General features: G+C 69.2%; 23 protein-coding genes. 9 read left to right on the plus strand and 14 right to left on the minus strand.

All coding sequences use genetic code 11. The features are described 5' to 3' along the window. Positions 1 to 25 precede the first annotated feature (25 nt). From RAB70_RS15920 to RAB70_RS15975, 12 genes are all read right to left on the minus strand, one after another. Positions 26 to 1,273 carry a glutamate-5-semialdehyde dehydrogenase gene (locus RAB70_RS15920; protein ID WP_148828646.1) on the minus strand — a complete coding sequence of 416 codons (1,248 nt, stop codon included), beginning with the start codon at positions 1,271 to 1,273 and terminating at the stop codon, positions 26 to 28. Between the two features lie 145 nt (positions 1,274 to 1,418). After that, the gene (gene proB, locus RAB70_RS15925) at positions 1,419 to 2,600 is read right to left on the minus strand and encodes a glutamate 5-kinase (protein ID WP_148828647.1); all 1,182 of its coding nucleotides are present in this window, start codon (positions 2,598 to 2,600) and stop codon (positions 1,419 to 1,421) included. Between the two features lie 4 nt (positions 2,601 to 2,604). After that, on the minus strand, positions 2,605 to 2,862 hold the full coding sequence (locus RAB70_RS15930) for a YciI family protein (RefSeq protein WP_017917302.1): 258 nt from the start codon (positions 2,860 to 2,862) through the stop codon (positions 2,605 to 2,607). A gap of 125 nt (positions 2,863 to 2,987) precedes the next feature. Further along, positions 2,988 to 4,286 (minus strand): argininosuccinate lyase, encoded by a 1,299-nt coding sequence (gene argH / locus RAB70_RS15935; RefSeq protein WP_148828648.1) that lies wholly within the window; start codon positions 4,284 to 4,286, stop codon positions 2,988 to 2,990. 86 nt (positions 4,287 to 4,372) lie between these two features. Continuing rightward, positions 4,373 to 5,353, minus strand: a complete 981-nt coding sequence (argC, locus tag RAB70_RS15940; protein WP_148828649.1) for an N-acetyl-gamma-glutamyl-phosphate reductase — start codon at positions 5,351 to 5,353, stop codon at positions 4,373 to 4,375. Then, the gene (locus RAB70_RS15945; protein ID WP_148828650.1) at positions 5,350 to 5,979 is read right to left on the minus strand and encodes a GNAT family N-acetyltransferase; all 630 of its coding nucleotides are present in this window, start codon (positions 5,977 to 5,979) and stop codon (positions 5,350 to 5,352) included. The genes argC and RAB70_RS15945 overlap by 4 nt, the downstream gene beginning before the upstream one ends. 14 nt (positions 5,980 to 5,993) lie before the next feature. Continuing rightward, a complete protein-coding gene (locus RAB70_RS15950) occupies positions 5,994 to 7,310 on the minus strand; it encodes an acetylglutamate kinase (protein ID WP_148828651.1) in 1,317 nt (438 codons plus the stop codon). Positions 7,311 to 7,389: 79 nt separating this feature from the next. Next, positions 7,390 to 8,487: an acetylornithine deacetylase gene (locus tag RAB70_RS15955; RefSeq protein ID WP_148828652.1), complete on the minus strand. Its 1,098-nt coding sequence runs from the start codon at positions 8,485 to 8,487 to the stop codon at positions 7,390 to 7,392. Positions 8,488 to 8,493: 6 nt separating this feature from the next. After that, on the minus strand, positions 8,494 to 8,946 hold the full coding sequence (locus tag RAB70_RS15960) for a GNAT family N-acetyltransferase (RefSeq protein WP_017912496.1): 453 nt from the start codon (positions 8,944 to 8,946) through the stop codon (positions 8,494 to 8,496). Positions 8,947 to 9,133: 187 nt separating this feature from the next. Continuing rightward, complete coding sequence (locus tag RAB70_RS15965; protein WP_017912497.1) at positions 9,134 to 10,369, minus strand: argininosuccinate synthase; 1,236 nt, start codon at positions 10,367 to 10,369, stop codon at positions 9,134 to 9,136. A 58-nt stretch (positions 10,370 to 10,427) separates the two neighbouring features. Then, positions 10,428 to 11,459, minus strand: a complete 1,032-nt coding sequence (locus RAB70_RS15970) for an N-acetylornithine carbamoyltransferase (RefSeq protein ID WP_148828653.1) — start codon at positions 11,457 to 11,459, stop codon at positions 10,428 to 10,430. Positions 11,460 to 11,758: 299 nt separating this feature from the next. Next, entirely contained in the window at positions 11,759 to 12,289 is a 531-nt protein-coding gene (locus RAB70_RS15975) for a hypothetical protein (protein WP_017909780.1), read from the minus strand. Between the two features lie 142 nt (positions 12,290 to 12,431). On the opposite strand from RAB70_RS15975, the gene cysS reads away from it, so the two are divergent. From cysS to RAB70_RS15990, 3 genes are all read left to right on the plus strand, one after another. Further along, positions 12,432 to 13,847 carry a cysteine--tRNA ligase gene (gene cysS, locus RAB70_RS15980; RefSeq protein ID WP_170268199.1) on the plus strand — a complete coding sequence of 472 codons (1,416 nt, stop codon included), beginning with the start codon at positions 12,432 to 12,434 and terminating at the stop codon, positions 13,845 to 13,847. A 209-nt stretch (positions 13,848 to 14,056) separates the two neighbouring features. Next, positions 14,057 to 14,497 (plus strand): SufE family protein, encoded by a 441-nt coding sequence (locus RAB70_RS15985; RefSeq protein WP_017912501.1) that lies wholly within the window; start codon positions 14,057 to 14,059, stop codon positions 14,495 to 14,497. Further along, the gene (locus tag RAB70_RS15990) at positions 14,494 to 15,741 is read left to right on the plus strand and encodes an MFS transporter (RefSeq protein ID WP_148829315.1); all 1,248 of its coding nucleotides are present in this window, start codon (positions 14,494 to 14,496) and stop codon (positions 15,739 to 15,741) included. The genes RAB70_RS15985 and RAB70_RS15990 overlap by 4 nt, the downstream gene beginning before the upstream one ends. A 123-nt stretch (positions 15,742 to 15,864) precedes the next feature. Here the strand turns inward: RAB70_RS15990 and RAB70_RS15995 are convergent, their stop codons facing one another. Then, positions 15,865 to 16,977, minus strand: a complete 1,113-nt coding sequence (locus RAB70_RS15995) for a carboxylesterase (RefSeq protein WP_225851673.1) — start codon at positions 16,975 to 16,977, stop codon at positions 15,865 to 15,867. 553 nt (positions 16,978 to 17,530) lie between these two features. On the opposite strand from RAB70_RS15995, the gene RAB70_RS16000 reads away from it, so the two are divergent. The 3 genes from RAB70_RS16000 (at position 17,531) to RAB70_RS16010 (ending at position 18,847) form a co-directional block, all read left to right on the plus strand. Further along, complete coding sequence (locus tag RAB70_RS16000) at positions 17,531 to 17,917, plus strand: hypothetical protein (RefSeq protein ID WP_148829314.1); 387 nt, start codon at positions 17,531 to 17,533, stop codon at positions 17,915 to 17,917. A 62-nt stretch (positions 17,918 to 17,979) separates the two neighbouring features. After that, complete coding sequence (locus RAB70_RS16005) at positions 17,980 to 18,105, plus strand: hypothetical protein (protein ID WP_255424537.1); 126 nt, start codon at positions 17,980 to 17,982, stop codon at positions 18,103 to 18,105. Positions 18,106 to 18,172: 67 nt separating this feature from the next. After that, a complete protein-coding gene (locus RAB70_RS16010) occupies positions 18,173 to 18,847 on the plus strand; it encodes an outer membrane protein assembly factor BamE (RefSeq protein WP_148829312.1) in 675 nt (224 codons plus the stop codon). A 250-nt stretch (positions 18,848 to 19,097) separates the two neighbouring features. On the opposite strand, the gene dksA is transcribed toward RAB70_RS16010, so the two are convergent. Then, positions 19,098 to 20,237: an RNA polymerase-binding protein DksA gene (gene dksA / locus RAB70_RS16015; RefSeq protein ID WP_148829311.1), complete on the minus strand. Its 1,140-nt coding sequence runs from the start codon at positions 20,235 to 20,237 to the stop codon at positions 19,098 to 19,100. A gap of 114 nt (positions 20,238 to 20,351) precedes the next feature. Between dksA and yidD the strand changes: the two genes are divergently transcribed. Genes yidD through RAB70_RS16030 form a run of 3 tightly spaced genes read left to right on the plus strand, consistent with a single transcriptional unit; the run spans position 20,352 to position 22,821 of the window. Then, positions 20,352 to 20,624 carry a membrane protein insertion efficiency factor YidD gene (gene yidD, locus RAB70_RS16020; RefSeq protein ID WP_026144024.1) on the plus strand — a complete coding sequence of 91 codons (273 nt, stop codon included), beginning with the start codon at positions 20,352 to 20,354 and terminating at the stop codon, positions 20,622 to 20,624. Further along, positions 20,624 to 21,958 (plus strand): dihydroorotase, encoded by a 1,335-nt coding sequence (locus RAB70_RS16025; RefSeq protein ID WP_148829310.1) that lies wholly within the window; start codon positions 20,624 to 20,626, stop codon positions 21,956 to 21,958. Before yidD ends, RAB70_RS16025 begins: the two co-directional genes overlap by 1 nt. Further along, the gene (locus RAB70_RS16030) at positions 21,958 to 22,821 is read left to right on the plus strand and encodes a M23 family metallopeptidase (RefSeq protein WP_148829309.1); all 864 of its coding nucleotides are present in this window, start codon (positions 21,958 to 21,960) and stop codon (positions 22,819 to 22,821) included. Before RAB70_RS16025 ends, RAB70_RS16030 begins: the two co-directional genes overlap by 1 nt. Positions 22,822 to 22,899 lie beyond the last annotated feature (78 nt).

Raw genomic sequence — 22,899 nt, forward strand, 5'->3', positions numbered from 1 at the left:
CCCGACCGACCAGGATCGCACCGCCTCAGTGCCGCACCTGGCCTTCGCCGCGCACCACGAAGCGCTCCACGGTCAGCGCTTCCAGGCCCATCGGGCCGTAGGCGTGCAGGCGCGTGGTGGAGATGCCGATCTCCGCGCCCAGGCCGAGTTCGCCGCCGTCGGAGAAGCGCGAGGAGGCGTTGACCATCACCACCGCCGCGCGCAGCGCCTGCACGAAGGCCTCCGCGTTGGCCGCGTCCGCGGTGGCGATGACTTCGGTGTGATCCGAGCCGTAGCGGCGGATATGCGCGATCGCGGCGTCCAGGTCCGGCACCACCGCGACCGCCAGGATCAGGTCCAGATACTCGGCGGCGTAGTCGTCGTCGCTGGCAGGGTCGATGTCCGGCAGCAGCGCGCGTGTGGCGGCATCGCCGCGCAGGGCGACGCCGCGCTCGCGCAACGCCTGCGCCGCCAGCGGCAGGAAGCGCGGGGCCACGTCGGCGTGCACCAGCAGCGTCTCCAGGGAGTTGCAGGCGGCCGGCCGCGTGGTCTTGCCGTCGACCAGCAGCTTCACCGCCAACGCCAGATCCGCCGAGGCGTCCACGAACAGATGGCACACGCCCTTGTAGTGCTTGATCACCGGCACCCGCGCATGTTCGGCGACGAAGCGGATTAGGCCCTCGCCGCCGCGCGGGATCGCCAGGTCGACGATGTCGTTCAGCTGCAGCAGCTCCAGCATGGTCTCGCGGCGCAGATCCTCGACCAGGGTCAGCGCGGCCTCGCCGATGCCGGCGGCGCGCAGCGCCCGGCGCAGTGATGCGGCGATGGCGGTATTGGAGTGGATCGCCTCGGAGCCGCCGCGCAGGATCACCCCGTTGCCGGCCTTGATGCACAGCGCCGCGGCGTCGGCGGTAACGTTGGGGCGCGCCTCGTAGATCATCGCCACCACACCCAGCGGCACGCGGATCTTCTGCACGCGGATACCGTTGGGTCGCACGTCGTCGCGGGTGACCTGCCCCACCGGGTCGGGCAGGCCCGCCACCTCGCGCAGCGCCGCGGCGATGCCGTCCAGGCGCTTGCGGTCCAGCGCCAGCCGATCGAGCATCGCGCTGCCGACGTCCTTGGCCCGCGCCGCCTCCAGATCGCGCGCATTGGCGGCGAGGATCGCCTCCGCATCCGCTTCCAGCGCCGCCGCCATCGCCTCCAGCAACGCCTGTTTGGCCGGCGACGACAACTGCGCCAACGCTTGCGCGGCATCGCGGCAGTGCAGGGCCTGGGTGCGGATGGAGGTCATTGGGCGGCTCCGGTGGATTCGGGATTCGGGATTCGGGATTCGAAAAGGCTACGTTCGGCGCGAGGACATCAGAGGCGGCGAATGCGATGCGCGATGCAGGTGCCGGCCTTGCGGCGCAGACGCGGCCGGCGCAGAGCGGGCGCGCTTACGCCGATTCCCCATTCCCGACTCCCGATTCCCGCACCACCACCAGATCGTCGCGGTGGATCACGTTCTCGCCGTAGTTGTAGCCCAGGATCGCCTCGATGTCGCGCGAGTGGCGGCCGGCGATGCGGCGGATGTCCACCGCCGCGTACTGGCTGACGCCGCGCGCCAGGCAGCGCTCGCCGGCCGCGTCGCGCAGGCGCACCTCGACCATGTCGCCGCGGCGGAACTCGCCCACGGCGCCGGCCACGCCGCCCGGCAGCAGCGAGGCGCCCTTGTCGAGCAGCGCAGTCGCTGCACCGGCGTCGACCAGGATCGCCCCGGGCTCCACCGGCACGTGGCGCAGCCAGTACTTGCGCGCGGCGATGCGGGTGCGTGCGGCATGGATGCGGGTGCCGCGCAGGCTGTCCTGGGCCAGGCCGCGCAGCACCTCGGCACTGCGGCCGTTGAACAGATAGGTCTCGATGCCGGCGGCGCCGGCCTTGGCCGCGGCCTCCAGCTTGGTGCGCATGCCGCCGGTGCCTACGCCGCTGCCGCTGCCGCCGGCCATGGCCAGCACCGCCGCGCTCAGTTCCTGCACCTCGTGCAGCGGTTGTGCCTGCGGGTCGCGGCGCGGGTCGGCGGTGTACAAGCCGTCGATATCGGTGGCGATGAACAGCGCATCGGCATCGACCAGGGCGGCGACGATCGCGGCCAGATTGTCATTGTCGCCGAGCTTGAGTTCGTCCACCGACACGGTGTCGTTCTCGTTCACCACCGGTAGCGCGCCCAGCCGCAACAGTTCGCCCAGCGTGGCGCGCGCATTGAGGTAGCGGCGACGGTTGCGCAGGTCGTCGTGGGTCAGCAGCACCTGCGCCACCGGCCGCTCGAAGAAGCGCTGCCACAGCGCGATCAACTGCGCCTGGCCGAGCGCGGCCAGCGCCTGCCGTGCCGCCAGCGCCGCACCGGCCTCGGCGGCCTTGGGCACGATGGCGCGGCCCGCGGCGACCGCGCCGGAGGACACGATCACCAGTTCGCGCCCGGCCGCCAGGTTGGCCGAGACGAACTGCGCCAGGCCCAGCGCGAAGCGCGGGGTCAGCCCGCCGCCGTCGGCAGCCAGCAAGCTGCTGCCGACCTTGAGCACCGCGCGCCGCCACGGCGGCAGGCGTTGTTCGACGAAGGGCGATGGCGTCTGCGAGGTCATGGGATCAGCGCGTGTTCCATTCGTAGACGGTGAGGTCGGAGCTGCCGTGGATCGCCAGCGGATCGGCGGCGACGATCGCCTGCGCCTGCGCCAGGTCGTCCACGCCCTGCAGCAGGTAGGCGCCGCCGCTGCGGTCGCTGAAGCCGCCGGTCAGCGCCAGCAGGCCGCGTGCGCGCAGGTCGTCGAGGAAGGCCTGATGCGGAGCGACCACGCGCTCGTCGAAGCTCGGTTTGCGCATCGCCAGGACCAGGTAGTGCTTCATCGTACGGTGTTCCTTCTGCAATCGGTTTGCATGTTCGGCGTCGCAGCGAACGCTTTTGTGGGAGGGGCTTCAGCCCCGACGCGTTATAACGCCGAGGCGTCGCGGTTGAAGCCCTCCCACAGGCATCAAGCCTCCAGCGCCTGCCAGCGCGCCTGCAGCTCGTCCAGGCGCAGATCGGCGGCGGCGCCCGGCGAGACCCGCGCGGCCAGGCTGCCTTCCGGCGTACGCCCCTGCCCTGCGCTGTCGGCGGATGCGGCGGCGGCCTGATAGGCCTCGCGGAACGGCACACCGGCCACTGCGGCTTCCACCGCCACGTCGGTGGCGTACATGCCCGAATCGATCGCCGCGCGCAGCCTGTCCTCGCGCCACTCCAGGTTGGCCAGCAACGCCGGCAGCAATTCCAGCGCGGCCAGGCCGCGGCCGAAGCCGTGGAAGATCGCGCCCTTGCTGCTCTGCAGGTCGCGGTGATAACCGGACGGCAGCGACAACAACTGTTCGATCTCGGTGCGCGCGGCAGCCACGCTGGCGTGGGTGGCGCGCATCAGCTCGATCACGTCCGGGTTGCGCTTGTTGGGCATGATCGAGCTGCCGGTGGTGTACTGCGCCGGCAACGCGACGAAGCCGAATTCGCCGCTGGTGAACAGCGACAGGTCCCAGGCCAGGCGGCGCAGGTCCAGGGTGGCGCTGCCCAGCGCTTCCAGCGCGGCCATCTCGAACTTGCCGCGCGACAGTTGCGCGTAGATCGGGCTGACCTGCAGCCGCGCGAAGCCCAGCGCGGCGGTGGTGTGCGCACGGTCCAGCGGCAGGTTGACGCCGTAGCCGGCGGCGGTGCCCAGCGGATTGCAGTCGACCAGGCGCAGAGTGTCGCGAGCGCGCAGCGCGTCGTCGATGAAGGCCTCGGCCCAGCCCGCCCACCACATGCCCGCCGAGGACACCACGGCGCGCTGGATGTGGGTGTAGCCGGGCACCGGCAGGTCGCGCTCGGCCTGCGCGCGGTCCAGCGCCACCTTGGCGATCTCCGCGCTCAGTTGCGCCAGCCGCGCCAGCCTGTCCTTCAGCCACAGCCGGGTGGCCACCAGGATCTGGTCGTTGCGGCTGCGTCCGGTGTGGATCTTGCGCCCGGCATCGCCCAGGCGTTCGGTCAGCCGCGCCTCGATCGCCGAGTGCCCGTCCTCGAAGCGCGCATCCAGCACGAACGCGCCGCTGCGGAAATCTTCGGCCAGCACCGCCAGCTCGCGCTGCAGCCCGGCCAGTTCGTCGGCGGACAGGATGCCGATGCGCTGCAGGCCTTCGGCGTGCGCGCCGCTGGCGGCGATGTCGTGAAGGAAGAACTCGCGGTCCAGGAGCACGTCGTCGCCGGCCAGGAAGGCCTGGATCTGCGTGTCGACGGCGACGCCGGGTTTTTGCCAGAGCAGATTGGTCATTGGAGAGCCGGGATTGGGGAATGGGGAATGGGGATTCGGAAAGCGGCGCGCTGCGGCGGTGATGGATGCCGTGCTGAGGTGGCGCCCTACGCCGGCGTGTCCATCCGCGGGATCGAGGTCAGTTCGTCCACGCCCAGCGCCAGGTTGAGGTTCTGCATCGCCTGCGTCGCGGCGCCCTTGAGCAGGTTGTCGAGCGTCGCCACCAGCACCAGGCGCTTGTTGCCCGGGGCCAGGGTGAAGCCGCCGAGCTGCACGCCGTGGCGGCCGGCGATGCGACTGACCCACGGCGCCTCGTCGATCACCTCGATCAGCGGCTCACCGGCATAGCGCGTGCGATACAGCTGCTGCACCGCGTCCAGCTTGAGCGGTTGCTGCAGCCACAGGTTCACGGTCATGGTGATGCCACGGAAATGCGGCGCCACGTGCGGCATGAATTCCACCGGCACGCCGAGCTGCGCGGACACCTCGCGCTCGTGCATGTGGTCGGTCAGCGCGTAGGGCATCAGGTTGTCGTGCAGTAGCGCCGGGTTGTTCTTGTCCGACGGCGTGGTGCCGGCGCCGGAATAGCCGGATACGCCGAAGCACTGCGGCGGCCCGGCGAGCTGCTCGCGCAGCGGCGCGATCGCCAACTGCATCGCGGTGGCGTAGCAGCCCGGATTGCTGATGCGGCGCTGCCCGGCATAGCCGGCGCGGGTCAGTTCCGGCAGGCCGTAGTACCAGGCCGGGTCGAAGCGGTAGTCCGCGGACAGATCGACCACGATCGGGTCGGGCGCGCCGGCGGCGACCGCCGCATCCAGCGCCGCCACATAGGGCGCGGCCTTGCCGTTGGGCAGCGCCAGCACCACCACGTCGGCGCGCTTGGCCGCCACCGCGTCCGGGTCGAGATTCTCGTAGCGCAACTCGCCTTCGTAAGCGTCATGGTGCGCATCGACGCGCTGCCCGTCCAGCTCGCGCGAGGACAGGAAGGCCAGCCGCAACTGCGGATGCGCGGCGATCAGGCGGATCAGTTCGGCGCCGGTGTGGCCGCGGGCACCGACGATGCCGATGGAATGAATGGGAGTGTTCATGCGTGCGAATCCAGGCGGAACTGCAGGTGGCGTTTCACCCCGGCCCATTCCGTATCGATGATGGAGAAGATGACGGTGTCGCGCGGGGTGCCGTCGGCATGGCGCTTGTGGTTGCGCAGCACGCCGTCCTGCTTGGCCCCCAGCCGCGCGATCGCGGTGCGCGAGGCGTGGTTGAACCAACTGGTCTCGAACACCACGCTGAGGCAGCCCAGCGATTCGAAGGCGTGGCCAAGCAGCAACAGCTTGGTCTCGGTGTTCAGGCCGCTGCGCTGCACCCGCGGCGCATACCAGGTGTAGCCGATCGAAAGCGTCGGCACCTGCGGATCCAGGCCGTAGAAGCGCGTGCTGCCGACGATCTCGCCCTGCGCATCGCGCACCACGAACGGCAGCACCCGGCCCAGCGCCTGCACCTCCAGCGCGGCAGCGACGTAGGCGTCCACCCGCTCCGGCGCCGGCACATTGGTGTACCACAGCGCGTCCAGGCCGCTGCCGCGCAGCGCGGCGCGCAGGCCCTCGGCATGCGCCGCCTGCAGCGGCTCCAGGCTGACGTGGCGCCCGCGCAGTGTGGGCACGTGGCGCCAGGCCTCGGGCAGCACGGGATCGATGCTGGAGATGGGAATGGTCATGACGAAGGCGCCGCTCAACCCTGCAGGGTCGGCGTGCGCGTCGCGCAATGCGCCACGCAGTGCTGGATCTGCTCGAAGGTCTCCAGGCCGTACCAGAACACCTTCCACTTCTCCTGCTTGAAGCAACCGTCGGACTCGGCGTAGTAGAAGATGTTGACCTGGTTGTTGTGGCGCGAACGCCAGAACAGTTGCGGCGTCTCGTCGCGCATCACGTTCCACACCGCGCGGCCCAGGCCCTCGCCCTGCGCGTCGTCGAGCACGGCGAACTTGTCCAGGTAGGTGTAGCCGCCCTCGTCGGTCAGGATCACCGCGGTGCGATAGTTCTCGCTGACGTAGGCGCGCAGCAGCTTGGTGGTGTCGAAATAGTCCGGCACCAGGGTGCGGCCGAAACTGGATTCGATCAGGGTCTTCAGCCGCGGCAGGTCCAGCTCGCTCCACGCCGTGGCGCGCAGCACCTTCTCGCCGCGCCGCACCAGGGTGCCCGAGCCCTTGTGGGTGAACAGTTCCTTGGCCAGGTCGGCCGGGCGCGTGATCGACACCGACGACTCCAGCGGCAGCCGGTCCAGCAGGTCCTTGATCTGCTCGATCTTGACCTTCATGCCGCCATGGATCCACGGCTGCGCGATCAGGTGGTCGTACTCGGTGGACAGGTTGATCGAATCGATCACCGTGCCCTTCTCGTCGAGCAGGCCGCCGGTGCCGGTGAGGAAGATGATCTTGTACGGCTGCAGTTCCTGCACCAGTTCGTTGGCGGCGAAGTCGGCGTTGATGTTGAGGATCTGCCCGCTGGGGGTCTCGCCCAGGCTGGTGATGACCGGGATCGAGCCGGCCTGCAGGCTGGCCTCGATCGGCGCCAGATTCACCGCGGTGACCTCGCCGACCAGCCCGTAGGTGTCGCGGTCCAGGTACTGCGCCTCGAACACGCCGCCGGTGATCGAGGTGGCGCGCGCGCCGTTCTGCTGCAGCGCCTCGACCAGCTTGAGGTTGGAGGCCTGGAACACCCGGCGCACGATCGCCAGCGCTTCCGGCGAGGTCACCCGCAGGCCGTTGACGGTCTGCTTCTCGATGCCGGCGGCGGACAGCTCCGTGTCCAGCTGCGGGCCGGCGCCGTGCAGCACGATCGGGGTCAGGCCGACTTCCTGCAGGAACGACAGCGAGGAAGTCAGCGCCTCCAGGTCGTCGCGCAGCACCGCGCCGCCGACCTTGACCACGGCGAAGCGCTTGGCGTCCAGTTGCGAGAAGCGCTTGAGGTACTGGCTGATCTCCTTCGCGCTGGCCATGCTCGAGAGCAGGCGCACGATGGTCTGGCGGGTTTGGCGGTTGGCGTGCATGGCGTGGGGCGATGTCCGAAGGAATCCAGGGTGGAGCCGATCGCAGGATCGGTCCGGGCGACGAGGGAAGGCGCGCGGCTCAGCGCGGGCCGTTGATGATGCGGTGCACCGAGGCGGCGTAGCGCTGCAGTTGCTCCAGCGTCACGAACTCGTCGGCGGTATGCGCCTGGGCGATGTCGCCCGGGCCGTAGACCAGCGCGGTGTAGCCGCCGGCGGAGAACAGCGAGGCCTCGGTCCAGAAGTCCACCGCGTTGCCGATCGGCAGCTCCAGCGCATCGGCGACGTCGCGCGCGGCCAGGCGCTTGTCCTCGGCGCGCGCAATGTCTCCCGACGGCAGGCTGGGCCCGCGGAAGGTCTCCTCGAAATGCGCCGCGGCCGGCTCGGCGAAGCCGGCGAAGGTCGCCAGCAACGCATCCACATCCATCGACGGCAGCGGCCGGAAACCGAAGCGCAGCTCCGCCGCCGGCGCGATCATGTTGGCCTTGATCCCGCCCTCGACCCGGCCGATGTTGAAGCGCAGCCCGGTCAGCCCGCCGAAGCGCGCGTGCGCCAGCGACTCCACGTGGTCCAGCGCACGGCCGCCCCAGCGCATTGCCTGATGCAGGGCGCTGGCCGCGGCATCCTGCTTGCCGGAGGCATGCCCGGCGCGGCCGGCGAAGCGCATCAGCACCGAACTGATGCCGCGGTGCGCCAGCACCGCCTCGCTCATGGTCGGCTCGGCCACCAGCACCGCTTCATAGGGAATACCGCGGGCCAGGAACGCGGCGATGCAGCGCGGGTCGTTGGCTTCCTCGTCGCTGGAGAACAGGAACGCGGCATCGCCGTCGCCGGCATTGGCCGCGGCCAGCAGCGCCGCCGCCGCACCCTTGATGTCACACACGCCCAGGCCGACCACGCGATCGTCCAGGCGCCGCATGACGTGCGGATCGGCGCTCCAGTGCGGCGAATCCGGCACCGTGTCCAGGTGCACGTTGAACAGGTACTTCGGCGTGCCGCGTACCGCGTACAGGCTGACCGCGCCGGCGCCGTGGTCGATCACCTCCACCGCGAAGCCGGGCAGCTGCGTGCGGAGGTAGTCGAAGATGCCATCGGTGCCGATCGCCCGCGGCGGATTGCGGGTGTCGAAGGACACCAGCGTCTGCAGGTGATCGAGCGTGGAGGTGAGCAGATCGGTCATGGTGTGTCAGGCTGCCGTGGTGCTGGTGCGGTAGAGATCGGGATAGGCGATTTCCATCAACGACTGCGGCCGCGCCGGCGCGGCGAACCCATACTGGGCGTACAGCGCATGCGCATCGGAGGTGGCGAGCATGAAGCGACGCAGGCCTTGCAGCTGCGGGTGTGCCATCACCGCCGCCACCAGTTGCTTGCCGTAGCCGCGGCCGCGGTGGGCGTCGAGCACGAACACGTCGGCGAGATAGGCGAAAATCGCGCCGTCGGTGATCACCCGGGCGAACGCCACCTGCCCGACGCCATCGAGATGGCCGCCGAAGCACAGCGAACCGGCGATCGCCCGCTGCACCGTGTCCAGCGGGATGCCCAGGCTCCAATAGGCCTGCTCGCTTAGGAAGCGATGGATCAACGGCAGATCCAGTTCCTGCTTGTCGGTGCTGATGCGCAGTGCGTGCATGAGGTCCATCAGACAGGTCCTTCTCCCCTCGGGAGAAGGTGCCCCGCAGGGGCGGATGAGGGTACGAGCGAAGCCTGGTGAAGCCAATCGCGCTAGCAGGTGAAGATCCTGGCGAAGCTCGCGCAACCAACTAGTGCGAGGCTTCGCCCGGACCCTCACCCCAACCCCTCTCCCGGGGGGAGAGGGGCTTTGCTCTTCAGCGATTCACTTGCGCGTACAGCGTCGAACTCATCCCGAACAGCTTGATGAAGCCCTCTGCCTCGGCCACGCCCCAGTCCGCCGACTGCGCGTAGGTCGCGCCCTTGGCGTTGAGCAGGTGCGGCGACTTCACCGCCACCGCGTCGACGCGGCCGCCGCGGGTCTCCAGCGTCACCTCGCCGTTGACCATCGCCTGCGACGACTTCAGGAAGGCCTCCAGGTCGGTCTTCAGCGGGTCGTGGTAGAAGCCTTCGTAGACCAGCTCCACCCACTTGCGCGCCACGTCCGGCTTGAAGCGGTTCTGCTGCTTGGTCAGCACCGCGTCCTCCAGCGCGCGGTGCGCGGCCAGCAGCGCCACCAGGCCCGGCGCCTCGAACACGATGCGGCCCTTCAGGCCGATCACGGTGTCGCCGGTATACACGCCACGGCCCACGCCGTAGGGCGCGAACAGCTTGTTGAGCTTGGCCAGGATCTGTTCGCCCGGCAGCGCCTTGCCGTCGAGCTCGACCGCCTCGCCCTGCACGAACTTCAGCTTCACCGTCAGCGGCTCGGTCGGCCACGCGCTGCGCGGCGCGCACCAGCCGCGGGCGCCCTCGCCCGGCGCTTCCCAGCGGTCGATCTCGCCGCCGGACATGGTCAGGCCCAGCAGGTTCTCGTTGATCGTGTAGGCCTGCTGCTTGGCACGCACGCCGAAGCCGCGCTCCTCCAGGTACTTCTGCTCGTAGGCGCGGGTCTGGGTGTGTTCCTTCTGGATCTCGCGGATCGGCGCGACGATCTCGTAGTCGCCCAGCGCCTTGACCGCCAGGTCGAAGCGCACCTGGTCGTTGCCCATGCCGGTGCAGCCGTGGGCGATGGTCTTGGTGCCCAGCTCCTCGGCGCGCTTGAGCGCGGCATCGACGATCAGATAGCGGTCCGACACCAGCAGCGGATACTGGCCCTGGTAGCCCTCGCCCGCCCACACGAACGGCTTGACGAAGCCGGCCCAGATCGCCGGGCCGCCGTCGACGGTGACGTGGCTGGCCGCGCCCAGTTCCGCGGCGCGCTTCTCGATGAAATCGCGCTCCTCGGCATCCACGCCGCCGGTGTCGGCGAACACCGTGTGCACCGCATAGCCCTTGGCCTGCAGGTAGGGAATGCAGAAGCTGGTGTCGAGGCCGCCGGAGAAGGCGAGGACGATGTCCTTGAGGCCGGGAGTGGGGAGTGGGGAATCGGGAATGGTAGAAGCGGTGCTCATGGCGGTTTCCTTGATGACGCGTAAAAGTGGGGGCAAAGGCTGCTGCTGCGACGATTCTCTATTCCCGATTCCCGATTCCCGCTTGCGACGCAAGCGCCGCCATGATCGCCTTCTGCACATGCAGGCGGTTCTCGGCCTCGTCGATGGCGATGCAGTTGGGCGAATCCATCACCGCGTCGGTGGCCTTGACGTTGCGGCGCAGCGGCAGGCAGTGCGAGAACACGCCGTTGTTGGTCAGCGCCATCTTGCGTTCGTCGACGATGAAGTGCTGGTACTGGTCGCGGATCGGCTTCTCCGGGCCCCAATTGCCGAAGAACGGCAGCGCGCCCCAGCTCTTGGCATAGACCACGTCGGCGCCGGCGTAGGCGCTGTCGATGTCGTGGCTGACGCTCAGCGAACCGCCGCTCTCGGCCACGTTCTGCGCGGCCCAGCCCATGTAGCGCTCGTCGAGCACGTAGTCCGGGGTCGGGCACAGCAGGGTCACGTCCATGCCCAGGCGGGTGGCGATGGTCAGCGCGGAATTGGCCACCGCGGTGTTCAGCGGCTTGGGATGGTAGGTCCAGGTCAGCACGTACTTCTTGCCGCGCAGGTCGCGGGTGCCGAAGTGCTCCTGCAGCGCCAGCGCATGCGCCAGCTCCTGGCACGGATGGGTGATGGTCTCCATGTTGATCACCGGCACCGGCGAATATTTGGCGAAGCTCTTCAGCACCAGGTCCTCGCGGTCCTTGGCCCAGTCGACGAACTTCGGGAACGCGCGCACGCCGATCAGGTCCACATAGCGACCCAGCACCCGCGCCACCTCGGCGATGTGCTCTTCGGTGTCGCCGTCCATCACCGTGCCCAGGTCGAACTCGATCGGCCACGCGTCCTTGCCCGGCTGCAGCACCACCGCGTGGCCGCCCAACTGGAACGCGCCCAGCTCGAAGCTGGTGCGGGTGCGCATGGACGGGTTGAAGAACACCAGCGCGATCGACTTGCCCTTCAGCTCGCTGCCGAGACGGTTGCGTTTGAACAGCGCCGCCTGGGTCAGCAGCGCGTCCAGTTCGGCGCGGCTCCAGTCCTGGGTGTTCAAGAAGTGCTTCAGAGACATCGATCGATCCTTTGCAGCGGTGGGGACGCGGGGACGCGCGAGGCGTTCTACAGGGAGGTTCTTTACGGGTGAAACTTTTCCGGCCGATGAAAACGAAAAAACCCAGCCTCGGGCTGGGTTTTCAGAACGAACGGCACGACGCTCCGGTTACCCAGCGAGAATGTGGGATTCCGGTCGACGCGCGCGCGACGTCATGCCCGAGGCCATGCGTGCGGCGCTGAGATCGTGCTGGGGCAGGTTCGCTTTCATCGGCGCGCATCCTCGCACGCGCACGCCACAGGCGCAAGCGCGTGCGGCGCTCAGCGCGGCGGCACCACCACCGCGTCGGGCACGTACGGGGCCACCGAGACGCGGATACGCAGGCGGTTGCCCGGATCCTCGGGCAGCCGCGAGCGGTACTTGGTGCCCTTGTAGACATAGTCCACGTCGTAGGCGATGGGCCGGCGGAACTCGCGGCCGACCTCGACCATCCGGCAGTTGCGTCCGCCCTGCGGCGCCGTGGCCGGCGCAGCGGCCGGGGCCGGCTCCTCGTGGCGGCGGCTGAAGATGTCCTTCACCGAATCCATCAACCGGTTCAAGCGGCTGTCGTCCTCGGCCGGCTTGGGCGCCGGCGCCGCCGGGGCCGGCGCGGGGGCCGGGTCGCACTGCTGCTCGGTGCGGGTGGCGCGCAGGGTCTGGTAGACCGGCTCCACGTTCAGCACCTGGGCGTAGTCCAGCTTGACGTTCTCGATCACCACCACCCGATTGCGCGCCTCGGAGTCCTGCGCCCAGGCCGGCGCGGCGGCGCAGGCAAGGATGCCGACCAGCGGCAACAACGGGTTCGGGCGCATCGGCAGCAGCTTCGCAAGGGCAGACCAATGAGTGTAGGCATGGCGGCTTGCGTCGGGCTGAACGCGAGCCGACAGGCGCGCCGCGCGCGCGCCTGGCGACGGCTGCCGGTAGAATCGGACGGTTTCCCCACCGCCGATGCCGATGAGCCTGCGCCTGCACAACAACCTGACCCGCCGGGTCGACGCCTTCGAACCGCTCGATCCGGTGGCCGGCCCGACGCTCTACGTCTGCGGCCCCACCGTCTACAACTACGCGCACATCGGCAACGCCCGCGGCCCGGTGGTGTTCGACGTGCTGGCGGCGCTGCTGCGGCGCCGCTACGGCAAACTACGCTACGCCCGCAACATCACCGACGTGGACGACAAGATCAACGCCGCCGCGCAGGCGCAGGGCGTGCCGATCTCGGCCATCACCGACCGCTTCGCGGCCATCTACCGCCAGGACATGGCCGCGCTGGGCGTGACCCCGCCGGACATCGAGCCGGCGGCCACCGCGCACATCCCGCACATCGTGGCGATGATCGAACGGCTGATCGCCGGCGGCCACGCCTATGCCGCCGAGGGCCACGTGCTGTTCGCGGTGGCCAGCTTCGCCGATTACGGCAAGCTGTCGCGGCGCGACCCGGAGGAGATGCTGGCCGGCGCCCGCGTCGAGGTCGCCCCGTACAAGCGCGACCCGGGCGACTTCGTGCTGTGGAAGCCGTCCAGCGACGACCTGCCGGGCTGGGACTCGCCATGGGGCCGCGGCCGCCCCGGCTGGCACATCGAGTGCTCGGCGATGGCCGCCGCGCACCTGGGCGAGACCATCGACATTCATGCCGGCGGCGTGGACCTGCAGTTCCCGCACCACGAGAACGAGATCGCGCAGAGCGAATGCGCCCACGGCGGCGCCACCTTCGCCCGCGTGTGGCTGCACAACGGCATGCTGACCTTCAGCGGCGCCAAGATGAGCAAGTCGCTGGGCAACATCGAGACCGTGCACGACCTGATCGAGCGGCACCCGCCCGAAGCGCTGCGCTGCGCACTGCTCAGTGCCCACTATCGGCAGCCGCTGGACTGGTCCGACGCCCTGATCCAGGCCCAGGTGGCCCGGCTCGATGGCCTGTACGGAACGCTGCGCGATCTGCAGGCCATCGACGCCAAAGCCGTCATTCCGGCCGAGATCGAAGAAGCCCTCGACGACGACCTCAATACGCCGCTGGCGCTGTCGGTGCTGTCGAGCCTGGCGACCCAGGCGCGACAGGCACTGCGCGAGGCGGCGCCGGCCGGCGGCCCCGACCCCGCCGATGCCACGCAACGTGCGGACACGCTGCGCGAGGCCAAGGGCCGCCTGCTCGGCGCCGGCCTGGCCCTGGGCCTGCTGCAGCAGGATCCGCAGGTCTGGTTCCAGGGTGCCGGCAGCGACGACGACGCCCGCATCCAGGCGCTGATCGACGCCCGCAGCGACGCCAAGCAGGCCCGCGACTTCGCCCGCGCCGACGCCATCCGCCAGGAACTGGCCGACGCCGGCATTGTCCTGGAGGACACGCCGCAGGGCGTACGCTGGAAGCGTGGGTGACCGAGCCCTCGTAGAAAAAGGGCGCACGGCTGTTCCCTTCTCCCTCCGGGAGAAGGTGCCCCGAAGGGGCGGATGAGGGTACGGGCGAAGCCTAGAGAGATGAGGCCGAGCGAATGGCCTCGACAGTTCACGATGCTACGCCCGCACCCTCACCCCAACCCCTCTCCCGGAGGGAGAGGGGCTTTACATCGCTTGATTCTGGATTGCTGATGACCGACACCGACTTTCCGCTCGAACCCACGCCCGCCGATGCCCAGGCCGCCATCGCCGAGGAGTTCGGCTTCTTCGGCGACTGGTCCGAGCGCTATCAGTACCTGATCGACCTGGGCCGCAAGCTGCCCGCCTTCCCCGAGCACTGGAAGACCGAGGAGCATCGCCTGCACGGCTGCCAGTCGATGGTGTGGATCGTGCCCGAAGGCAATGCCGAGCGCCTGGTGTTCCATGCGATCAGCGACTCGGCAATCGTCTCCGGGCTGATCTACCTGGCGCTGCGGGTGTATTCCGGGCGCAGCGCCGCGGACATCCTCGCCACCGCGCCGGACTTCGTCGCCGCCATCGGCCTGGGCAAGCATCTGTCGCCGACCCGCAGCAACGGCCTGGCCGCGCTGCTGGCCTTCATCCAGGACACCGCACGCGCCCAGCAGGCATGAGCGCGCCGCTGCCCACCCCGCAGACCTTGCGCACGCTGCTGGCGCACCCCGGCTTCGCCCTGGTGCTGGCCTACCGCATCCTGGCGATGCTGTCCTACCAGGTCGTCGCGGTCACGGTCGGCTGGCATATCTACGAGATCACCCGCGATCCGCCCTCGCTGGGCCTGATCGGGCTGGCCGAGATCCTGCCGTTCTTCTGCATCGCCCCGTTCGCCGGCTACCTGGTCGATCATCTGCCGCGCCGCTACCTCGGCATGCTCGCCAGCGTCGGCCTGGTCGCCACCGCCGCGGTCCTGCTGGCGGTGAGCCGCGGCTGGCTGGCGGCGCAGGGCGTGTGGCCGATCTACGCGGCGATCGCCCTGACCGGCGCCGCGCGTGCGTTTCTGTCGCCGGTGTACAACGCGCTGTTCGCCCGCGTCCTGCCGCGCGATGCCTATGCGCGCGGCGCCAGCGTCGGCAGCGTCGCGTTCCAGGCCGGCATGGTGATCGGCCCGGCGCTGGGCGGCCTGCTGGTCGGCTGGGGCGGCAAGAGCCTGGCCTACGGCACCGCCATCAGCGCCTCCAGCGCGGCGCTGCTGGCGCTGTGGCTGCTGCGCGTGTCCGAGCCGGTGCACGAAGGCCCGCGCGCACCGATCTTCCGCAGCATCGCCGAAGGTGCCCAGTTCGTGTTCTCCAACCAGATCATGCTCGGTGCGATGGCCCTGGACATGTTCTCGGTGCTGCTGGGCGGCGCGGTGTCGATGCTGCCGGCCTTCATCCACGACATCCTGCATTACGGCCCCGAGGGCCTGGGCATCCTGCGCGGCGCGCCGGCGCTGGGCTCGATCCTGGTCGGCGTGTGGCTGGCACGGCACCCGCTGCAGCGCAATGCCGGGCGCGTGCTGCTGCTGGCGGTGGCCGGCTTCGGCCTGTGCACCATCGCCTTCGGGTTGTCGCGGCACTTCTGGCTGTCGGCGGCGATCCTGCTCGCCTATGGCATGTGCGACGGCGTCTCGGTGATCGTGCGTTCGACCATCCTGCAACTGGCGACACCGGACGCGATGCGCGGCCGCGTCTCCTCGATCAACGGCATCTTCATCGGCTCGTCGAACGAACTGGGTGCGTTCTACGACGGTGTCATGGCGCGGCTGATCGGGTTGGTGCCCGCCGTGGTACTTGGCGGCTGCGTGACCCTGGGCGTGGTCGGCGTCACCAGCTGGAAAGCGCCCAAGCTGCGCAACCTGGATCTGCGCGACCTGCAATAGGCCTGGCTGACGGCGCGCGTGGGTCGGACGCGAGACAGCCCGGCCCGGTCGTGCATCACGCACCCTGGCGCCGGCGCGTGCGCACCGCGCCAGTCATCCTTCCATTCGCCACAACGACCGCGCTCAGCGCGCGGCCGCCACCGCGCGCGCCTGCGCCTCGTCGTCGGCCCAGGCATGCGCGCAATCCGGCACGCCGGCCGGCTGCACCAGGCCGCCCTGCCCCGCCAGGAACCGGCAGGTGGCGGCGAACACCGCCGGCACGGCGTGCGAGCGGATCGGCGAGGCCAGCACGTGATTGTCCGCCCCAGGAAAATCCACTGCCTGGCGCAAGGCCGGTGGCGTTCCCAACTGCTTGAACATCGCCTGCAGCGCCGCCACCGACACCGTGCGGTCCTGGTGCTGCGGGTCGCGGTAGTAGTAGCCGAGGAACACCGGCACATGGATGCGCGCATAGGTCGCCGGCCGCATGCCGCCGCGGGTCAGCGCCGCCAGCGCGCGGTAGCCGTCCAGGTGCGTGGCGTCGGCCCAGTAGGCACTGTCGACCGGATAGCGCAGGATCGGATCGCCACCGTTGTGCGTCCACGCCAGCAACTGCGCGCCCCACGGCCACAACATCGGCTGCAGCTGATCGCCGTACTCGCGCACCAGCGGCGACCACAGCACCAGCGCCTGCACTTGGCGCGGATTCGCCGCCACCGCCTGCGTCGCCAGCGCACCGCCCATCGAATTGCCGATCACCACCACCCGGTCGCCCAGCACCCGGGTCACCGCCAGCGCCTCGGCCGCACCCGCGAGCAGGCGGCCGGCATCGACGCCGCGCAGCGCATCGGCCGCGACCAGGCCGTGCCCGGGCAGGCGCGGCAGATACAGATTGCAGCCGAAGCTGCGCGCCAGCCGCACGTGGGTGGGCGCGCCCTCGCCCTGGCTGGCGGTGAAGCCATGCAGATAGACCATGGCGCACGCGCGTCGCCCGGGATGCGCCGGATCGGCCCAGACGATCCGCGCCTGGTTGTCCGGGCGCAGCCCCGGCGTGGCACGTTCGCGCGCATCGATCCAGGCCTGCAGCGCCAGCGGATCCTGCGGCACCGCCGGCGCCGCCACCTGCGGCAAGGCCACGCTGACCCGCGGCCCCAGCGCAACGACCGCCAGCAGTGACAGGGCGATCAGGATCGGCCAGCGCCAGCGACGACGGGGTTTGCGCGCACCCGATCCGGCCACGTCGGCATGACCGTTCAAGCGCGACGCTCCGTTATCGAACTGAGCGAGGATACATAATGGAAATAATTTTCAAGCAGTGACATTGATTGTCGGCGTCGACATGGCGATATACCACAGTCGCCATTATGCGACACCGTCATGACAGGCGCATTTAAAGCCTCTCCAAAGCCACGCACGGCACTGAAATTAGGATCACAAGCGAATGATTTTCATGGATTATTTTCCAACAATCCAGCACCGGAAGAACGCATTCTGCAGACAAGATGGAAAGTCCGCAAACACAGAAAGGAAGACGAAAGAAGCCTCCGAAATTATCTCCTCCGAATTAAGTGTCACCACACTTCTGAAAAATGGACGCGCATCGAAACGCGCGGCCCCCATATGAAACACGGATGGAATCAGCCGAATGGAACATTCGCTTTTCCGTGACGCGGCAGTGGACGCCCGAAGCCAGGCATGGCCGGGGGACGGTACGACTGACAACACCACTTTCGACTCGGGCGCGGACTTGCATCGCACTAGGCACCGACGCCGCCGACCCGGCAGACAACCACCGATTGAAGTTCTCCACATGAAAGTCTTTGGGTTACCGGGCATGGGCATGGCGTTGGCATTCGCCATTGCCGTGCCAGGATCGTTGCAGGCGAATCCAGCCTCTTCCCGCGCAGATGGAGAACAGGCGATCGCGTATGTGCTGAAGAACGACCTCGTCCTGTCGAGGCTCTTCGGTAGCTGCCCCGCATTGAAATTTGCCCGCACCGGCGTCGAAGGGAACAATGCTTTTCTGATCGAAGGCAACTGCGACATCAAGAACAACCCAGAGGAAGATGCGGACTGCCCCGCCTATCACATCCATGCACTGGGGACGATGGACACGCCGTCGCATTGGACGGTACGTCGCCTGGACCTGACCTTGGCGTGCTCCAGCGAAGAAGCGCCGAAGACGCAGCGGATGTAGAACCGCCGCGTAGGCGCTTGCGGCGTCGGTGCAGGCGCAGTGGCGAAAATCCGACCTCAGAGATGATCACCACGATCACCACCAATTCGGGCCTGAATCCGTCCGATCAGTGGTCATCGTTGAGCAGCGACCAGCGCAACGCGTTCATCACCGCTTACGGGCACCGCGAAGGCTGGCACGGCAACTAACTCCCCCCGTGGCGAGGACGGGAGCGCTCCCATCCTCGCCACGCACCATCCGTCACGGAGATTTCTCATGGCATCCCGGTTCTTCCCGCTGTTCGGCCTGCTCGCGCTGTGCATGGCCTACTCGCAGGCCCATGCCGCCGGCGGCGATGCGGCGGCCTGCACGCACGCGCTGCATCAGGCCTTTGCAGGCTCCAGCAGCGCGGCCACCCTGCCCACGCCGTGCGCGCGTCTCGGACCAGTCGCACTCGGCATGCGCAAACAACAGGTGCTGGCCGCACTGGGCCAGCCGGACATCACCCGCAGCGATGCGGCACATGCGGACACGCTCAGTGTGGTGTATCTGTACCCGCGCGGGCTCAATGCGCTGCTGGCGCAACAACCGCGGCCGGCGACCGCTCTCCGCTACAGCCAGTTGGCGGTGCGCTTTCGCAACGACCGGGTCACCAATCTGATCGCCTTCGCCACTCCAGACGCCCCGTTGCCGTTCGAGTTGCTCGGCCAGCCGACCGGTACGCCCGTCGATCGGGTCTTGCAGGCCATCGGCGGGCAGCCGCAATGGAACGCCAGCCGCGACTACGTGCAGTTCGCCGCGATGCCACTGGGCCTGGAGGTCGATCCGGAGACGTCGGCGATCGTCGGGCTGGACCTTGCAGCCACCAAGCAGGACCTGGACAGTTTCGCCCTGCCCGGCGTGCAACTGCGCAAGGACGCGCAAAGCGGCCTGATCAACGGCGTGCGCTGAAGGGCGCCGTCGTCCATGCCGGCATAGGCCCGCCTCCCAGCGGAAGTCTGCCCACTCGGCCGCGAACGGCCGCGGCGGCTGGACAGGCGCTCGGCTGCGCATCGCGCATCGATGGGCGGTCGTGCAGCAAGAGTGGCACCACCGCTACTCGCGGCAGCAGACGGCAGGCGCTTCGCCCTGACGAGGGGGCCGAAAACGCAAAGCCCCGCGCGAGCGGGGCCTTGCCTTGACACGCCGGGGCGGCGCGGACTCAGTCGCCCTGCTGCTTCTGCAGATGTTCCCAACGCTCCTGCGCGTCGATGGTGCGCTCGGCGGTCAGACGCGCTTCCAGGCGCTCCAGGCCGATTTCCTCGCCCGTGTCCACGCAGTAGCCGTAGTCGCCGGCGTCCAGACGCTTGAGGGTGCTGTCGATCTTGCCGATCAGCTTGCGGTAGCGGTCGCGGGTCCGCAGTTCCAGCGAGTTCTCGGTCTCGCGGGTCGCGCGCTCGGCCTCGTCGCCGATGTCGCGGACCTCGTCGCGCAGGTTCTCGATGGTCTGCTTGGATTCCTCGACCAGGTCGGCGCGCCAGGTGAGCAGGCGCTGGCGGAAGTACTCCTGCTGCAGCGCGCTCATGTACTCCTCGTCCGCCGCCGGCTTGTAGCCCTTGGGCAGGATCGGGCGGCCGGTGGCCTCGTCGGTCTTGTACTCGACCACCTTGTACTTGGCCGGCTTGGCCGGGGTGTTGGACTTGGCGGTCACGGCCACGGCGACCTTGCCGGTGGGCTTGGCGACCGGCGCCTTCGGGGTGGATTCGGACTTGGTGGGGGTTTTCGCGGAGGATTTCGAAACGGACACGGGATTCTTTTGTGGCGGGGTCGACGGCGCGGCGGACTTGGCGGCAACGGGCTTGGAGGCCGGTGCTGCGGCAGGCGCGGCGGGCTTGACCGGGACAGGCTTGGCCGCAGCCGGCTTGGGCGCCGACTTCGGTACGGAGGTGGTCACCGCAGGTGCGGCAGAGGCGGTGGCCGGTTTGGATTTGGCGGGAGCGGCCGCGGGCTTGGCGACCTTGGCGCCAGGCTTGGCCGCCGGTGCCTTCGCTGCCGGCTTGGCGGCGGGCGCTGGCTTGGCGGCGGCCTTGGCCGGTGCGACCGGCTTGGCAGGCGCCTTCTTGGCCGGGGCCTTCTTGGCAGGAGCGGACTTGGCCGGCGACGCAGCGACCGGCTTGGCCGCCGGCTTCTTGGCCACGGCCTTGCTGGCCGACTTGGCCGGCGCGGCCTTGGCTGCCGACTTCGCAGGCGCGGCTTTCTTCAGCGGTTTGCTGGCGGCGGACACCGTCGCTTTCTTGGCGACGGGCTTGGCAGGCTTCTTGGCGGCCTGGACGGCCTTCTTTGCAGTTTTTTTAGCAGCCACGAACGCTCTTCCTTGGTCTTCCCGGGGCCCGGGAAAGCGGGCCTTTATAGCCTACCCTACCCCCCGCGGCAACAACGCGGCGTATACGCCGAGCGACCCGCCTAGTCCAGCACAGTGGCATATCATGGTGATGTGATCGCCCGCGCTCTCATCGCCCTGCTGCGCCTGTACCAGCGCTTCATCAGCCCGCTGCTGGGACCGCGCTGTCGTTTCGTGCCCAGTTGCTCGGCGTATGCGGTGACCGCCATCGCCCGTTTCGGCGCATTGCGCGGCGGCTGGATGGCCGCCCGCCGCGTCGGCCGCTGCCACCCCTTCCATCCTGGCGGGTTCGACCCGGTGCCCGACCCCACGGCGCCGCCACCCTGCCGCTGCCAAGGAAAACACTGATGTCCGCTTCCACACTGATCGTCAACGCGCGCCTGGTCAACGAAGGCCGCGAAACCCAGGGCGACCTGCGCATCGCCGACGGCCGCATCGCCGCGATCGCCCCGCAGCTGGCCGCGCGCGAGGGCGAGACCGTGGTCGATGCCGCCGGGCGCTGGCTGCTGCCCGGCATGATCGACGACCAGGTGCACTTCCGCGAACCCGGCCTGACCCACAAGGGCGACATCGCCACCGAATCGGCGGCGGCGGTGGCTGGCGGCCTGACCAGCTTCATGGACATGCCCAACACGAACCCGCCCACGCTCGACGCCGCCGCGCTGCAGGCCAAGTACGACGCCGCGCGTGGCCGTGCCTGGGGCAACTACGGCTTCTACCTGGGCGCCAGCAACGACAACCTGGCCGCGATCCAGACCCTGGACCCGAAGACCGCGCCCGGCATCAAGGTGTTCATGGGCGCCTCCACCGGCAACATGCTGGTCGACAACCCGCAGACCCTGGACGCGATCTTCCGCGACGCGCCGACGCCGATCATCACCCACTGCGAAGACACCCCGACCATCGACGCGACCCTGGCCGCGTTCAAGGAAAAGTATGGCGAGGCGCTGACCCCGGACATGCACCCGGACATCCGCTCGCGCGAGGCCTGCCTGAAGTCCTCGCAGCTGGCGGTGTCGCTGGCGAAGAAGCACGGCACCCGCCTGCACGTGCTGCACATCTCCACCGCCGACGAGCTGGCGCTGTTCACGCCTGGCCCGATCCAGGGCAAGCGCATCACCGCCGAGACCTGCATCCATTTCCTGCGCTTCGACCGCGCCGACTACGCCACGCTCGGCAACCTGATCAAGTGCAACCCGGCGATCAAGGACGCCAGCGACCGCGAGGCGCTGATCCGCGCGATCGCCGAGGACGTGATCGACGTGCTCGCCACCGACCACGCCCCGCACACCTGGGAAGAGAAGAGCAAGCCGTATGCGCAGGCGCCGTCGGGCCTGCCGCTGGTGCAGTACGCGCTGGTCGCGGCGCTGGAGCTGGTCCACGAGGGCCGGCTCAGCGTGGCCCAGGTGGTGCACAAGTTCGCGCACGCGCCGGCGCTGCTGTTCGACGTGCGCGAACGCGGCTTCCTACGCGAGGGCTACCACGCCGACCTGGTGCTGATCGACGACACCGCGTTCACCGTGCGCCGCGAGGACGTGCTGTCCAAGTGCGGCTGGTCGCCGTTCGAAGGCCGCAGCTTCCGCTCCAAGATCGCCGCGACCTGGGTCAACGGCGTGCTGGCCTGGGACGGGACCCGCCTGGTCGGCAGCCCCAACGGGCAGCGCCTGGCGTTCGACCGCTGATGCGCGGCGCCCTGGTGGCCGGCGCCGCACTGGCGCTGGTCCTGCTGACCGCACCGCTCGCCCCGGCGCTGCACGCGCAGACGCCGGCCGCGGCCGGTGCCGAAGCGCGCAGCGTGTTCCCGCGCAGCGCCTCGCAGGGCGCGCTGGTGATCGGCAAGGTCGCGCCGGGCAGCCGCGTGCAGTACGCCGGACGCACCCTGCGGGTCAGCGACTACGGCAGCGTGGTGTTCGGCATCGGCCGCGACGAGCGCGGTCCGCTGCGCATCGCCGTGCAGCGTCCGGATGGCGGGACCGAGACGATCGAGATCGCGGTGACGCCGCGCGATTGGCCGCTGGAACAGGTCAACGGCGTGCCGCCGAAGACGGTGAACCCGCCGCCGGCGATCGCCGAGCGGATCAAGCGCGAACAGGCCCAGGTCACCGCCGCACGCGACCGCGACGACCCGCGCACCGATTTCGCCGCGCCCTTCATCTGGCCGGTGCAGGGCCGCATCAGCGGCCGCTTCGGCAACGCCCGGGTCTACAACGGCCAGCCCGGCGCCGGGCATTCCGGCATGGACATCGCCGTGCCCACCGGCACCCCGGTCAAGGCTCCGGCCGCCGGCGTGATCACCTTCGCGGCCCCCGACCTGTACCTCACCGGCGGCACCGTGCTGCTGGATCACGGCTATGGCGTCAGCTCCAACTTCCTGCACCTGTCGCGGATCGACGTCAAAGTCGGCGACCGCATCGCCCAGGGCCAGGTGATCGGCGCGGTCGGCGCCACGGGTCGTGCGACCGGGCCGCATCTGCATTGGGGGATGAATTGGTTCGATGTGCGCATCGATCCACTGTTGGTGCTGGAGCGGACAAAGCAGCCGTAAAGCGCTGGTGGGTCAGGTGCGTTGGCGCGCGTGGCCGGGAGGCCGCACCCTCATCCCGCCCCCTCTCCCAATGGGAGA

Origin of the sequence: Xanthomonas sontii (assembly GCF_040529055.1) — a bacterium.
Lineage (GTDB): Bacteria > Pseudomonadota > Gammaproteobacteria > Xanthomonadales > Xanthomonadaceae > Xanthomonas_A > Xanthomonas_A sontii.